12 protein-coding genes and 3 other annotated features are annotated in these 14,118 nt (G+C 42.5%); of the genes, 10 read left to right on the forward strand and 2 right to left on the reverse strand.

From position 1 onward, the window contains the following. Positions 1–10 precede the first annotated feature (10 nt). The 6 genes from SB775_RS14660 to SB775_RS14685 all read left to right on the forward strand — a co-directional run bounded on the left by SB775_RS14660 (position 11) and on the right by SB775_RS14685 (position 6,421). Positions 11–709 (forward strand): CoA transferase subunit A, encoded by a 699-nt coding sequence (locus tag SB775_RS14660; RefSeq protein WP_061464614.1) that lies wholly within the window; start codon positions 11–13, stop codon positions 707–709. Then, a complete protein-coding gene (locus SB775_RS14665; protein ID WP_061464613.1) occupies positions 694–1,356 on the forward strand; it encodes a 3-oxoacid CoA-transferase subunit B in 663 nt (220 codons plus the stop codon). Before SB775_RS14660 ends, SB775_RS14665 begins: the two co-directional genes overlap by 16 nt. A gap of 19 nt (positions 1,357–1,375) precedes the next feature. Continuing rightward, positions 1,376–2,557 carry a thiolase family protein gene (locus SB775_RS14670; RefSeq protein WP_410862006.1) on the forward strand — a complete coding sequence of 394 codons (1,182 nt, stop codon included), beginning with the start codon at positions 1,376–1,378 and terminating at the stop codon, positions 2,555–2,557. A gap of 11 nt (positions 2,558–2,568) precedes the next feature. Continuing rightward, entirely contained in the window at positions 2,569–3,894 is a 1,326-nt protein-coding gene (locus SB775_RS14675) for a peptidase (protein WP_410862007.1), read from the forward strand. Between the two features lie 133 nt (positions 3,895–4,027). Continuing rightward, positions 4,028–5,491, forward strand: a complete 1,464-nt coding sequence (locus SB775_RS14680) for an amino acid permease (RefSeq protein ID WP_061464610.1) — start codon at positions 4,028–4,030, stop codon at positions 5,489–5,491. Positions 5,492–5,785: 294 nt separating this feature from the next. Then, positions 5,786–6,421 (forward strand): DUF7010 family protein, encoded by a 636-nt coding sequence (locus SB775_RS14685; RefSeq protein WP_410862008.1) that lies wholly within the window; start codon positions 5,786–5,788, stop codon positions 6,419–6,421. Positions 6,422–6,461: 40 nt separating this feature from the next. On the opposite strand, the gene SB775_RS14690 is transcribed toward SB775_RS14685, so the two are convergent. After that, a complete protein-coding gene (locus SB775_RS14690; protein WP_410862009.1) occupies positions 6,462–6,737 on the reverse strand; it encodes a hypothetical protein in 276 nt (91 codons plus the stop codon). A gap of 121 nt (positions 6,738–6,858) precedes the next feature. Further along, positions 6,859–7,080, forward strand: a binding site (T-box leader). 30 nt (positions 7,081–7,110) lie between these two features. Next, positions 7,111–7,333, forward strand: a binding site (T-box leader). Positions 7,334–7,363: 30 nt separating this feature from the next. Continuing rightward, positions 7,364–7,586, forward strand: a binding site (T-box leader). A 59-nt stretch (positions 7,587–7,645) separates the two neighbouring features. Here SB775_RS14690 and thrS point away from each other — a divergent pair. Beyond that, on the forward strand, positions 7,646–9,553 hold the full coding sequence (gene thrS, locus SB775_RS14695; RefSeq protein ID WP_410862041.1) for a threonine--tRNA ligase: 1,908 nt from the start codon (positions 7,646–7,648) through the stop codon (positions 9,551–9,553). Between the two features lie 267 nt (positions 9,554–9,820). On the opposite strand, the gene SB775_RS14700 is transcribed toward thrS, so the two are convergent. Further along, positions 9,821–10,447 (reverse strand): LysE family transporter, encoded by a 627-nt coding sequence (locus SB775_RS14700; protein WP_089364094.1) that lies wholly within the window; start codon positions 10,445–10,447, stop codon positions 9,821–9,823. A gap of 269 nt (positions 10,448–10,716) precedes the next feature. Between SB775_RS14700 and asnA the strand changes: the two genes are divergently transcribed. From asnA to SB775_RS14715, 3 genes are all read left to right on the forward strand, one after another. Next, positions 10,717–11,712, forward strand: a complete 996-nt coding sequence (asnA, locus tag SB775_RS14705) for an aspartate--ammonia ligase (protein WP_486360701.1) — start codon at positions 10,717–10,719, stop codon at positions 11,710–11,712. Positions 11,713–11,983: 271 nt separating this feature from the next. Continuing rightward, a complete protein-coding gene (locus tag SB775_RS14710) occupies positions 11,984–13,216 on the forward strand; it encodes an MFS transporter (RefSeq protein WP_410862011.1) in 1,233 nt (410 codons plus the stop codon). 154 nt (positions 13,217–13,370) lie between these two features. Then, on the forward strand, positions 13,371–14,003 hold the full coding sequence (locus tag SB775_RS14715; RefSeq protein ID WP_410862012.1) for a LysE family transporter: 633 nt from the start codon (positions 13,371–13,373) through the stop codon (positions 14,001–14,003). Positions 14,004–14,118 lie beyond the last annotated feature (115 nt).

Below are 14,118 nucleotides of genomic sequence, written 5' to 3' on the forward strand. Positions count from 1 at the left end.
GAGGAACGGTATGAAGCAGGCCATTACGAAGAATAACAAAATAGTGACAATCGAAGAAGCACTGGAGCATATTTCCGATGGCTGCACACTCATGTATGGTGGGTTTGGCGGAGTGGGGACTCCCCCCACGCTCGTACAGGGTATCCTTGCCAAGGGAGTCAAGGAACTGACTTTGATTGGCAATGATACTGGATTCCCTGATATCGGCATAGGCCGGCTTGTGACTGCTGAAAGGGCAAAGAAAGTCATCGCCTCACATATCGGATCCAATCCTAATGCAGGCAGGCTCATGACTGAAGGAAAGCTGCAAGTGGAATTTTCACCGCAAGGGACATTAGCTGAACGGATCCGTGCTGGCGGTGTAGGCTTAGGCGGGATTTTTGTCGATGTCGGGATTGGCACGATAGCCGAAGAAGGCAAGGACAAGATTGTTATAGAAGGAAAAGAATTTTTGGTGGAAACCGCTTTGACCTCTGAAGTCAGCATCGTCCATGCTAAAAAGGCAGATTCGCTTGGGAATTTGGTGTACGACAAGACTGCGTGTAACTTCAATCCGCTGGTAGCGATGGCTGGTGCCTTCACGATTGCGGAAGTGGAAGAAATCGTTCCTGTAGGCGAATTGGATCCTGAGTGCATTGCCACACCAGGCATTTATGTAGATATGGTGATTCCGACAAAAGGGGTGAATTGGAAATGGGCATGGCAGTAGATGTACGAAATCGCATCGCGAAACGCGCCGCCAAGGAAATCCATGACGGCTTGATCGTCAATTTAGGCATCGGCATCCCTACCTTGGTGGCCGACCATATACCTCAAGATATCCATGTGCTGTTCCATGCGGAAAATGGGGTTCTCGGTACAGGTCCAAGTCCGGATCAGGGAAAAGAAGATCCTGCTCTCTGTAACGCTGGAGGGTTCCCGATCACCACTGTAATGGGAGCTTCATATTTTGACAGTGCAACAGCATTTGGAATGATCAGGAAAGGATACATCGACATCACCATCCTTGGAGCCTTGGAAGTCAGTGAAAAGGGGGACTTGGCGAATTGGATCGTCCCAGGTAAGCGGGTACCGGGGATGGGCGGGGCGATGGAGCTTGCCCAGAAGGCCAAAAAGGTGATCGTCTTGATGAATCACGTGAACAAGCAGGGTGAATCGAAGATATTGAAGACATGTACGCTTCCATTGACGGCAAGGCAGAGTGTGGATTTGATCATTACGGATATGGCTGTCATGGAAGTTACGGAAGAGGGTTTGGTACTGAAGGAAGTCATGGCGCCATATACGGTGGATGATGTGATAAGGAATACAGAGGCGACGCTGAAAATCGAGGCTACTGTAAACAGCATTGAATAGGTAAGAGGAGGAAAAGAGCATGAATGAGGTTGTCATCGTTGCTGGGGCGCGAACTGCAGTTGGATCCTTTGGTAAATCACTCCGGAATGTTAATGCTACCGAATTGGGCCGTCAAGTATTGGAAGGTCTAATGGAGAATTCCGGGTTAAGTAAAGATAAGGTCAATGAAGTGATTTTCGGGCATGGCTATGTCCATGGAGGCGGTCTTAACTCGGCCCGAATTTTGTCGCAGATGGCAAATTTCCCGTACAGTGTCCCAGGGCACGTTGTAATCAAAGCATGTGGATCAGGTTTAAAGGCCATTACCAACGCTGCTTTAACTATCGCTGCTGGTCAAGAGGACGTGATCATTGCCGGCGGAGTGGAGAGCATGAGCAATGTGCCTTATATCGTGAAAAATAGATGGGGCGGTAAATTTGGAAACGTAACGATGGAGGATGCTCTGCTGGCAGATGGATTAATATGTTCCTTGGGAAATGAGCATATGGGAATAACAGCCGAGCGCCTGGCTGAAAAATACGGCATCCGTCGTGAAGAACAGGATCAATTTGCTTATCAAAGCCACAAGAAGGCTTGGAAAGCTATGGAAGAGGGTCGCTTTGAGCGAGAAATTATTCCGCTTAAAATCAAGGATCGAAAAGGTCTTCAAATCTTCAACCATGACGAAGGGGTACGCGAGGACATTCATCTGAGTCAGCTAGCCAGTCTTCCAGCAGTATTCAAAAATGAAGGAACCATTACAGCAGGAAATGCCTGTCCCATGAATGATGGAGCGGCAGCTTTACTATTAATGTCCAAACAGCAAGCAGAAAAAGAGGGATTAAAACCGCTCTTGAAAATCAAGGCTTTCGCCAGTGCAGGTGTTGAACCTGGAGTTATGGGGATTGGACCTGTACCAGCGACTCGAAAGGCATTGGAGAAAGCAGGTCTATCGTTAGAGGATATCGGACTGATTGAACTTAATGAAGCCTTTGCTGCCCAAGCACTTGCAGTGATCAAGGAGTTAGATTTGAATCCGGATATCGTCAATGTCAATGGAGGGGCAATTGCACTTGGTCACCCTGTAGGAGCAACAGGTGCAAAATTAACAGTCACACTAATGCATGAAATGTTGCGTTCACAAGTTAAGTACGGAATGGTAACGTTGTGTATGGCAGGTGGAATGGGACTTTCAGTAATCTATCAGAATATGTGTGAATAAGGAGGATAAAAGTGCCGGATATAAAAAAACGGATAAACCAATGGATCAAGGATCATCGGGAAGAAGGAACAGACCTATTGCAAAAAATGGTACAAGCCCCGAGTACGCAAGGAAATGAAGCAGGGGCACAAGCCATTGTCGCCCAGAAGCTTCAGGAAATGGGTTTGCAGATCGATAGTTGGGAACCTGACGGCGGCGAGCTGAAAAAGCATTCTTATTTCTATTCTCCACGCAGTGAATTTTCCAACAGCCCCAATGTGGTAGGTATCATGAAAGGGACTGGAGGCGGCCGTTCCATCATTTTGAACGGACACATCGATGTGGTTCCGGATGGGGACCGGGAGCAGTGGGACGACGACCCATATAGTGGAGCCATTAAGAATGGAAGAATGTTTGGTCGCGGTGTAACCGATATGAAAGGTGGAAATGTATCGCTGATCCTTGCGATGCAGGCATTGAAGGAAAATGGCATCCAATTAAAAGGAGATGTCATTTTTCAAAGTGTGATTGAAGAAGAAAGCGGCGGGGCCGGAACATTAGCGGCCGTCCTGAGGGGATATAAAGCAGATGCTGCCCTTATTCCTGAACCGACGAATATGAGGATTTTTCCGAAACAGCAGGGTTCGATGTGGTTCCGGGTCCATGTAAAAGGGCGGTCAGCCCATGGCGGAACAAGGTATGAAGGCGTTAGTGCCATTGAAAAAAGCATGACCGTCATCAATCATATTCGTGCCTTGGAAGAAAAGCGAAATGCACGTATCAGTGATCCGCTTTATCAAAACACGCCCATTCCGATTCCAATCAATCTAGGTGTCATTGAAGGCGGTAATTGGCCGTCATCCGTTCCCGACCTTGTGAAAATCGAAGGGAGGATGGGCGTTGCGCCGGAGGAAACGATGGAGCAGGCGAAGGAAGAAATGGCCGAATGGTTATTGCAGCTCGGGGAAGTGGACGAATGGTTCAAGGAAAATCCGCCCGTATTGGAATGGTTCGGGGCACGTTGGGTTCCAGGGGCAATTGATGTGGAACATGAACTGATGAATGCGCTTGTCCATCAATTTCGTCGGGTTGCAGGACAGGATCCGGTAATCGAGGCCTCTCCGTGGGGAACTGATGGGGGATTGCTGACACATGTCGGTGAAACGCCTGCAATCGTGTTCGGGCCTGGAGTAACCGAGGTTGCTCACTATCCAAATGAATACATCCTACTCGACAATGTGTTTTCGGCAGCGGAGATCATCGCCCTTACCTTAATTCAATGGTGTGGAATGGACATTGAGCAGGATGAGGTTATTCCGGCTGGGAATAGGCTGACGATACCAGGCAATGGCAATTAAACCGGATACTAGCCTACCCAGTAAAGCCTGATATATCATGATATCCCTTAGTTCGCATATAGTCTTCCGAAAAAGCGATTGTTGGAGACTATATAAATCTTTTAACTTTAATAGAAAATGAGGTAGGAACCATATGGACATGAATCTCATTGAAAATCAAGAACCGACAGTTAAAAGGAAACTGAAAGCAAGGCATATGACCATGATTGCCATAGGCGGTTCAATCGGAACCGGATTATTCCTGGCAAGCGGGGCAACCATCCAAAGCGCAGGGCCCGGTGGTGCCCTCGCTGCATATGCATGCATTGGGATCATGGTTTATTTCCTTATGACAAGCTTAGGGGAAATGGCGACATATATGCCTGTATCGGGATCATTTTCCACCTACGCCACACGCTTTGTAGATCCCGCATTCGGCTTTGCACTTGGCTGGAATTATTGGTTTAACTGGGCAGTCACCCTTGCAGTGGAAATAGCTGCAGCAGCCATCATCATGAAATTCTGGCTCCCTGATGTACCCAGCCTTTTATGGAGTGCATTATTTCTAGGAATCGTCTTCACCCTCAACGCCCTATCCATTAAAAGCTATGGTGAATCTGAATATTGGTTTGCTTTAATAAAAGTCGTCGCGATCATTTTCTTTATCATTATTGGATTATTGACCATCTTAGGGGTTTTTGGCGGAAAGGTGATCGGGTTCGAAAACTTCACCATGGGTGAGGCACCATTCAAGGGAGGGTTTTTATCGATCATCTCAATCTTTCTAATAGCCGGTTTTTCCTTTCAAGGCACGGAACTAGTGGGTATTGCTGCCGGTGAAAGTGAGAATCCCGAAAAAAATGTCCCGAATGCGATCCGCCAAGTATTTTGGCGCATCCTATTGTTTTACATCGGGGCCATCCTGATACTCGGCCTGTTAATTCCTTATACAAGTCCAAGTTTGCTGAACGGGGATGTGGAAAATATTTCTGTAAGCCCTTTCACGCTTGTTTTTGAACGCGCAGGATTTGCATTCGCGGCATCCGTCATGAATGCTGTCGTATTGACTTCCTTACTATCCGCAGGGAACTCGGGGCTTTATGCTTCAACGCGGATGTTATGGTCGATGGCGAAAGATAACCAAGCTCCCAAATTCCTTGCTAAAGTCAACCGCAGGGGAATCCCGATGAATGCTTTGATTCTCACGGCATTAATTGGCGGGCTAGCCTTCTTGACCTCCATTTTTGGGGATCACGTATTTACATGGCTATTGAACGCATCGGGGCTAACCGGCTTTATCGCCTGGATTGGAATAGCCATAAGCCATTATCGCTTTAGACGCGCCTACGTCGCACAGGGCGGTGACATAAACGAATTGAAATATAAAGCAAAATGGTTTCCATTCGGTCCGATTCTTTCATTGGTCCTTTGCATGGGTGTCATTGCAGGGCAGAACTATGAAGCATTCCTAAGCGGCAGCATCGACTGGTATGGCGTCGCTGTCTCCTATATCGGACTGCCGCTATTCCTGGCGATTTGGCTAGGATACAAGATTTATCATAAGACCAAATTAATTTCATTGAAAGATTGTCAATTTGACAAATCAGATGTGGCTTGATATGAATGAAAAAACCTGAGACCCCTTGGAGGACTCAGGTTTTTTTCATGAAGATTTGTATCGAAACCCAATTATATCTGCGAAAATCCAATTATATCTGCGAAAAACGGAATATACCTGCGAAAATCCAATTATATCTGCGAAAATCGGGATATATCTGCGAAAAACGGGATATATCTACGAAAATCGAATTATATCTGCGAAAAACGAATTATATCTCCGAAACGGCAATTATCTCATCTCAAATGATTTTTTTATAGCTGAATAATTGGTGAAGTGGTGCAATACTATTCTATGTACGATTATACTGTGGATGAAAGGAAACTGATGATGAAAGAGGCGTTTCGCGGTTCTGGAATTGGAGTCATTTTCATGGCGGTCTTCGGAACACTGTGGGCGGGTACCGGTGTAATGGGATTGCAAGGGTGGGGGTTTCCCTACGTGGAACTCGCAGCCATATTCGTGGGAATCATCATGGTTATCGTTGGCATTTCATTAATACATGCATCACAAAAAATGTCCAGTCAAGTTTCAGATGATGGGGCAAGACGTCTTAAGCGTATCGGATTTTTGTTTAATATGGTCTTCATTGCCGAAGGTTTGCTGATTGGGATTGCCATTGCCATCTGTAACTTGATCAATCACACCGATCTTATACCGGGGGTAATCGCCATTATTGTAGGGATTCATTTTTTACCATTGGCATCACTTTTCCAAATCAAGGTTTATTATGCAACAGGTGTGCTTCTCTGCTTATTGGCGCTTATCACATGGCTGATTGTGCCAGACACCGTCATGGTTGGGGAGCATCAAATCCTTGCACCGTTATCATTGCTCGGCCTTGGATGCGCGCTAATACTCTGGACCACTGGACTTACGCTATGGCTTGGAATAAAGAATTCAAGTCGAACGATAGCCGATGAAGAATGAATCAATGAAAAAACCCGTCATGGCGAACGGGTTTTTTCATTTAATTTTTCATCCAGGTTAATAGCCTTACGATTTGAAATGGTTCATTCCAAACGAGAATGAAACCCAAAAGAAAGAATGCAGCCACAGCCAAGTATTTCGACTTTCCTTTTTCACTTTTATACATGGCCCCTAAGCTGCATAACATACCAATTAGCAACGCACCGAATCCTGAAATCATAAGCAGATCGGACGCTTTTGAAAAAGCAAGGGAACAGCAAAATGATAGGATACCAATCACTGCAAATACGATTGACCAATTGCTTAAACGTTTCATGGAAACTCCTTTTTTACTAATTATACCAATTTGGTGTTAGTAATGGAATGAAAAAAATTGAGGTTGTCACTTATGGGAATTTATTGTAATATATATAACAATATAAAAACCATTAACATGCAAAGAAGCATTGATAAGGACATGAATCATTTTTACGGTCTACAGAGAGGGAAGGGCAGCTGCAAACTTCCTGGCTTAGGAAACTGATTTACCGCCTTTGAGCCATATCGGTGAACAAGAGTAACTGATATCGTCTAAGCTGCGTTACAAGCTCCAGAGCCATGAGCGTTTTTTGCTTATGGGAAATTGGGTGGAATCACGGGTATACGCACTCGTCCCTTACTTAGGGATGGGTGCGTTTTTTATTTTTATAATTATTGCCATGATAAGGACATGAATCATTTTTACGGTCTACAGAGAGGGAAGGGCAGCTGCGAACTTCCTGGCTTAGGAAACTGATTTACCGCCTTTGAGCCATATCGGTGAACAAGAGTAACTGATATCGTCTAAGCTGCGTTACAAGCTCCAGAGCCATGAGTGTTTTTTGCTTATGGGAAATTGGGTGGAATCACGGGTAAAACGCACTCGTCCCTTACTTAGGGATGGGTGCGTTTTTTATTTTTATAATTATTGCCATGATAAGGACATGAATCATTTTTACGGTCAACAGAGAGGGAAGGGCAGCTGCGAACTTCCTGGCTTAGGAAACTGATTTACCGCCTTTGAGCTATATCGGTGAACAAGAGTAACTGATATCGTCTAAGCTGCGTTACAAGCTCCAGAGCCATGAGCGTTTTTTGCTTATGGGAAATTGGGTGGAACCACGGGTAAAACGCACTCGTCCCTTGCATAGGGATGTGTGCGTTTTTTTATTATTAAAAAGGGGTGTTTATGTGATGGGTGAAAAAATGATTAAAGTTCAATTCCTGGATGGGCAGCAAAAGGAATATCCGCGAGGCACAACAGTGGAAAGTGTGGCAGGGTCCATCAGCTCAAGTTTAAGGAAAAAGGCAGTAGTAGGAAAACTGGACGAAAAGCTGGTTGATCTAAGTTTCAAGTTGGAAAAAGATGCCGAATTGTCGATCTTGACTCTCGATTCGGATGAGGGATTACAAGTTTTACGTCATACATCGGCGCATGTTTTGGCACAAGCCATCAAGAGATTATACGAAAATGTGGAATTGGGGATGGGGCCAGTCGTGGAAGATGGTTTTTACTATGATTTTAAGTTAGAACATCCTTTGAGCTCAGAAGATCTGCAGGCTATTGAAAAAGAGATGGAACATATCATAAATGAAAACCTGGAAATTAAAAGAATCGAAGTGTCTTATGAAGAAGCTGTTAAGTTATTTGAGGGTAGGGGAGAGTCATTCAAGTTGGAGATAGCAAAGAGCATTCCTAAGGGTGAAAAACTAGCGCTCTATCAACAGGGGGAATTCATCGATCTTTGCAGAGGGCCGCATCTTCCATCCACGTCATATGTAAAATCGTTCAAATTAACTCGTGTATCAGGTGCCTATTGGCGGGGAGACAGTCAAAATGAAGTTCTTCAACGGGTGTATGGCGTGGCTTTCAGAAAGAAAAAGGATTTACAGGATCATTTGAAATTCATAGAAGAAGCAGCCAAACGCGATCATCGTAAATTAGGGAAACAATTGGAGTTATTCATGTTTTCGGAGGAAGCCCCTGGAATGCCGTTTTATTTACCGAAGGGACAAATTATTAGAAATGAATTGGAGAAGTTCTCGCGGGAGCTTCAGACTGACGCTGATTACGACGAAGTTCGGACTCCTTTCATGATGAACCAGCGGTTATGGGAACAATCGGGCCACTGGGATCATTACCATGAAAATATGTATTTCACAGATGTAGATCATACAAAATTCGCGATGAAGCCAATGAACTGTCCTGGTCATATGCTCATATTCAAAAACAATCTTTATTCTTACAGGGATTTACCCATCCGGATGGCCGAGTTCGGTCAAGTCCACCGGCACGAGTATAGCGGTGCATTAAACGGGATGCTCCGGGTCCGGACATTTTGTCAGGATGATGCCCATATTTTTGTTCGGCAGGATCAAATCGAAAGTGAGATTAAACAAGTATTTCATCTTATTGACGAGGTGTATCGTACTTTTGGCTTCGAGTATTCAGTGGAGCTGTCGACTCGTCCAGAAGATTCATTGGGCGATGATTCCCTTTGGGAGGATTCTGAATCAGCCTTGAAAAAAGTTCTGGAAAACATCGGGATACATTATCAATTAAATGAGGGGGACGGGGCATTTTATGGCCCGAAAATTGATTTTCATATTAAAGATGCACTAAAACGAAGCCATCAATGTGCAACGATTCAACTTGATTTTCAAATGCCCGATAAATTTGATTTAACTTACATCGATGAAAATAATGAAAAGGTCCGTCCGGTCGTCATTCATCGTGCGATCTTTGGATCGATCGACCGTTTTTTTGGAATCCTGATTGAACATTTTGCTGGTGCTTTTCCAGTATGGCTTGCCCCGGTGCAAGTACAGATCATCCCTGTCTCTCATGTTCATTTGAATTATTGTTTAAAGGTCCAAAAAGAACTGAAGGGTCACGGCATAAGGGTGAAAATCGATGAACGGAATGAAAAGCTGGGATATAAAGTCAGGGAAGCACAGATAGGGAAAATCCCATATATGCTTGTCCTTGGGGATAAAGAGGAAAAAGAAAATGAAGTGAATGTCCGGAAATACGGGGAACAAGAATTTAAAAGTGTCGCAATAGAAGGGTTCATCAAGCAAGTGGTCCAACAAATAAAAGGACGAAGCATCTAAATGCGGAATTCGCGAATAAATTTAAAGGCCCATTAGGTTGAGTTTGGATAAAAAAGGACAGCATTTGGCTGTCCTTTTTTCTAGTATGCCACCTCCTATAAATCACGAGTAAATGCACCAAATTCACGAGTAAATCATTGAAACTCACGAGTAAATGCACCAAATTCACGAGTAAATCCCTTAAACTCACGAGTAAATGCTAGTTTCGATACAGGATTAAGAATAGCCATGGCCTCTGTTGGGTCTTTTTTCTATTACAATTAGATCTTATGTAAATAAAACCTTGGCCGCTTGTATGGCGAAGTAAATGCCTATCCCTATCAGGGATATCCCTGATATGATCGAAATGCCCATTAGAATGGATTTGGATAAAAAACGTCTGAAGGTGCTGGCGATTATAGCCATTGTGAAATCCCAGGCTAAGAGGCCGATAAGAATCCCTGAACTGTATAAAAGTAAATGATTCATATCATATTTTGAAGCGGAGTTTGCGAGAATTGATCCATAAATCCCCAGCCAAAACAAAATGGATAAAGGATTCGAAAGGGACATGATGAATCCTGATAGGAATGAAGAAAAAAGGGAATCTTTCGCTTTCCGTACATTCACTTCAATTTTACCCGCACTAAGCAGACTTTCGATTCCGGTATAGGTCAGGACGAAAAAGCCAAAAAGCCACAAAAATGTCTTCATGAAGGAGTTATCTAAAAAGTGGACGACACCGAAAAAAACGAGGGCTATGAAGACAACATCCGCTAAAATGGCACCCCAGCCGAAAATCCAGGCATGCCAAAAACCTTTCTTGATTCCCTTGTCCAATTGAGCAGCGTTAATGGGACCGATAGGAGCTGCCAGTGATAAGCCTAATAATACATAGCTGAAAAAAGCACCCAAATCATCACCTCATCGTTTGATACATCCTGCTTATTTGAATGTATTCAAACAATTGGACTTGTACCACCTTTTTATCTGAGTCAGTCCTTTTTTGAGTGTATATAGTTAATTATGGAAAATGATTCAAACAGGCTGGTGGTGTTTTGTAACAACCCAGAAAGTTCCTTCATAATGTAATTTAGTCATATGGAAAGATGCCAATTTGCAATATATGCGTTAGTAACCCCGGGTCAAAAACAAATTGGAGGATAATTATGCCCAAATTATCGATGCCAAATAAATACAAATCAATCCTTGATATCATGCATACGGATATAGCGATAAATGAAATTAAGGGTCATTTTGAAGAAGGACTTTCAAATGCGTTAAACCTTATTAAAGTATCAGCTCCGATCGTTTTAAATGAGGGTAATGGGATAAATGACAATTTAAATGGTATGGAACGGAACCTTACGTTTGATGCTTTGGATATTAAGAATAAACAAATAGAAGTGGTCCAATCCTTGGCAAAGTGGAAAAGAATAACTCTATCTAGGTATGGCCTTACTTTTGATGAAGGTATTTACACAAATATGAATGCGATAAGACGTGATGAAAAATTAGATAATTTACGCTCGTTATTTGTAGATCAATGGGACTGGGAGAAAGTCATAGCAAAAGAACAGCGTAACTTAAATACATTAAAATCCGAAGTGAAAAAAATATATAAGGCCATTAAGGCGACCGAACTTCATATGTTTAAATTCCATCCTATGCTTAGGCCTGTGTTGCCTAATGAAATTCACTTTATTACGACACAGGAATTGGAGGATTTATACCCGAATCTGACTCCCACGGAAAGAGAAAATGTGGTAGCAAAGAAATATGGTGCGATATTTATTATGAAGATTGGAAAAAAGTTGCAATCAGGAGAAAAACATGATGGACGTTCACCAGATTATGATGATTGGGAGCTAAATGGAGATATCGTTTTGTGGAATCCACTTTTGGAATGTGCTTTTGAAGTTTCTTCAATGGGAATTCGAGTAGATGAAGATTCGCTGTTAAAACAATTAAGGTTATCCAAAAACGAAGATCGTACGACGCTCGAATATCATAAAGCGGTATTGGAAGGAAAACTTCCGCATTCAATAGGTGGAGGAATAGGGCAATCCAGATTATGCATGTTTTTGTTAAAGAAAGCACATATTGGTGAAGTTCAGGTTTCGGTTTGGAATGACCAAATATTAAAGGAGTGCAAAGAAAGGAATATCATTCTTTTATAAAAAACGGTGTCCCTAAAGCTGCTTATTAGCAGAAATGGAAGGGAAGAAATAGTCGAGTAAAACGCTGTATTTATATACTGGAAACCCATTCTTTTAAAGAATGGGTTATTTGCTATAAAGAATTTTAAAGTCGAGGCAAACTAGGAACACAAGGGATAATTTTGGGTTGAGCGCTACTGAATAAATCTTTCTGTTCAATAACATAATAATTAAAGACATCTTCAAAGAAGGTTACCTTAAGTTGCTTTTATAATGGATGAGGAGTGTAAGTATGGAAGGTCATGAGAAGCAAAATAATAATGTAAGCGTTTGGTGTCTGATCAGTATGGCATCGATTCCATTGGTAATGACCCTTGGAAATTCAATGCTTATCCCGGTTTTGCCCATTTTTGAAGAAAAGGTGGGAATATCTTCTTTTCAATCGAGCATGGTGATAACAAGCTATTCTGTTGCATCCATTTTTTTAATTCCTATAGCTGGTTATTTATCAGATCGATTTGGACGGAAAATGGTGATTATGCCAAGCCTTATCCTTGCCCTTATTGGCGGCTTGGTTGCAGGTTATGCATCATGGAAAATGGATAATCCTTATACATGGATCATCATTGGGAGAGTATTGCAAGGGATTGGGGCATCTGGAGCCTCGCCCATCATTTTGCCTTTAGTGGGGGACCTTTACAAGGATGATGATGAAAAAACAAGTGCTTGTTTGGGTATCATCGAAACCTCGAACACATTTGGGAAAGTTCTGAGTCCAATATTGGGTTCCCTTTTTGCTGCATTTATCTGGTTTTTACCATTCTTCTCGATTTCATTCTTCAGTTTAATATCTATTGTCTTGGTCTTTTTCTTTATAAAGGTACCAAAAGAGAAGGAAGAGCCGAAGAAATTAAAAGAATTCTGGCGTGATACGAAAAAAATATTCAAGCAGGAAGGAAAATGGTTATATACAATTTTCCTGATTGGTGTATTTGTCATGTTGGTTTTGTTCGGTGTTCTTTTCTTTTTGTCAGACAATCTTGAAAAAATCCATGATTTGCATGGAGTCAAAAAAGGTTTAGTGATAGCGATCCCACTGTTTTTCCTTTGTGTATCTTCTTATGTTGCAGGGAAAAAAATCAAGGGAGAATTACCAATCATGAAAAAGATCATCATGATCAGTTTAGCCGTCCTTTCAATTAGCCTTGTATTTGTCGGTTTTACAAAAGAAAAGGTTTTCCTGTTATTACTCGTAACGAGCTTGGTGGGGATAGCAATTGGTGCGTTATTGCCGACACTCGACGCAATCATCACCCAAAATATAAAAAAGGAACAGCGGGGGACGATTACCTCCTTTTACATGTCATCAAGGTTCATCGGAGTTGCGGCAGGCCCGCCGGTCATGTCCCTTGTCATGAAAAATCATCTCAATATGAGCTATATCATTTCAGGAATCCTTGGTATATGCATTGTATTGATTGTTTTGAAATTCATTAGTACAGACAAGAAAGAAGCAGCTAGCTAAAAGCCGAAAAAGGAGAAAGCCTGGTCTTTCCCACGACTTTTTTTTGTTGTAATTCGCGTGAAATGCCATCAATATTTTATCAGTATGATGATATAGGTAGGGGTTGTCACATAGAATGTACAAGTCATGAACAAGCTCGAAGGAGTGATGCTTTTTGAATGTACATTTACTGCTGGGTTACTTTTTCTTAGGACTTACCCTTGCAGCACCGATCGGCCCGGTGAATTCTGCTCGTATCGATAAAGGAATCAAGAACGGGTTTTGGCATGCCTGGATCGTTGGAACAGGGGCGATGATCGCGGATGCCTTGTTCATGATTTTAGTGTATGTGGGTATGGTACGGTTTTTAGAAATCCCGATCGTCCAAATCTTTCTATTGCTTTTTGGCGGATTTGTGCTTATTTATTCTGGGATGGAAAGTGTTTTACGGGTAAATACGATATCATTAAATCAATACAGGAATAGAGATTCTTTATTTTCCTGCTTTTTAACTGGGTTCATCATGTCAGTGACCAGTCCATTATCCATTTTATTTTGGTTAGGGATATATGGATCTGTTTTAGCTAAGACAGCTTCAAGTTATGGGACATCCCAACTTTTCATCTATAGTGGGATGATCTTCCTCGGTCTTACCTGCTGGGATTTTTTTGTAGCGGCATTGACGAATGGATTACGCAGGTTCTTAAATGAAAAAAGCTTAATGGCCATTTCGATAATCTCTGGATTATCACTGACTGGTTTTGGGGTTTATTTTGCCTATCAAGGCATTCGTGCCATCGCATCATAATGCTTCGAGGCATTACATATCACTTCAATGTTAATCAGGAATTATTTAACCATATGATAACTTCTTCCTTGCATAATTCATTGTGGCATTATCAACACTATGAATGATGGAAGGG

Source organism: Peribacillus sp. SIMBA_075, assembly GCF_046534585.1.

Excerpts from the sequence above, each read along its gene's own strand:
- SB775_RS14660 (WP_061464614.1), top strand. The coding sequence starts at position 11 with ATGAAGCAGGCCATTACGAAGAATAACAAAATAGTGACAATCGAAGAA.
- SB775_RS14665 (WP_061464613.1), top strand. The coding sequence starts at position 694 with ATGGGCATGGCAGTAGATGTACGAAATCGCATCGCGAAACGCGCCGCC.
- SB775_RS14670 (WP_410862006.1), top strand. The coding sequence starts at position 1,376 with ATGAATGAGGTTGTCATCGTTGCTGGGGCGCGAACTGCAGTTGGATCC.
- SB775_RS14680 (WP_061464610.1), top strand. The coding sequence starts at position 4,028 with ATGGACATGAATCTCATTGAAAATCAAGAACCGACAGTTAAAAGGAAA.
- SB775_RS14685 (WP_410862008.1), top strand. The coding sequence starts at position 5,786 with ATGTACGATTATACTGTGGATGAAAGGAAACTGATGATGAAAGAGGCG.
- SB775_RS14690 (WP_410862009.1), bottom strand. The coding sequence starts at position 6,737 with ATGAAACGTTTAAGCAATTGGTCAATCGTATTTGCAGTGATTGGTATC.
- thrS (WP_410862041.1), top strand. The coding sequence starts at position 7,646 with ATGATTAAAGTTCAATTCCTGGATGGGCAGCAAAAGGAATATCCGCGA.
- asnA (WP_486360701.1), top strand. The coding sequence starts at position 10,717 with ATGCCAAATAAATACAAATCAATCCTTGATATCATGCATACGGATATA.
- SB775_RS14710 (WP_410862011.1), top strand. The coding sequence starts at position 11,984 with ATGGAAGGTCATGAGAAGCAAAATAATAATGTAAGCGTTTGGTGTCTG.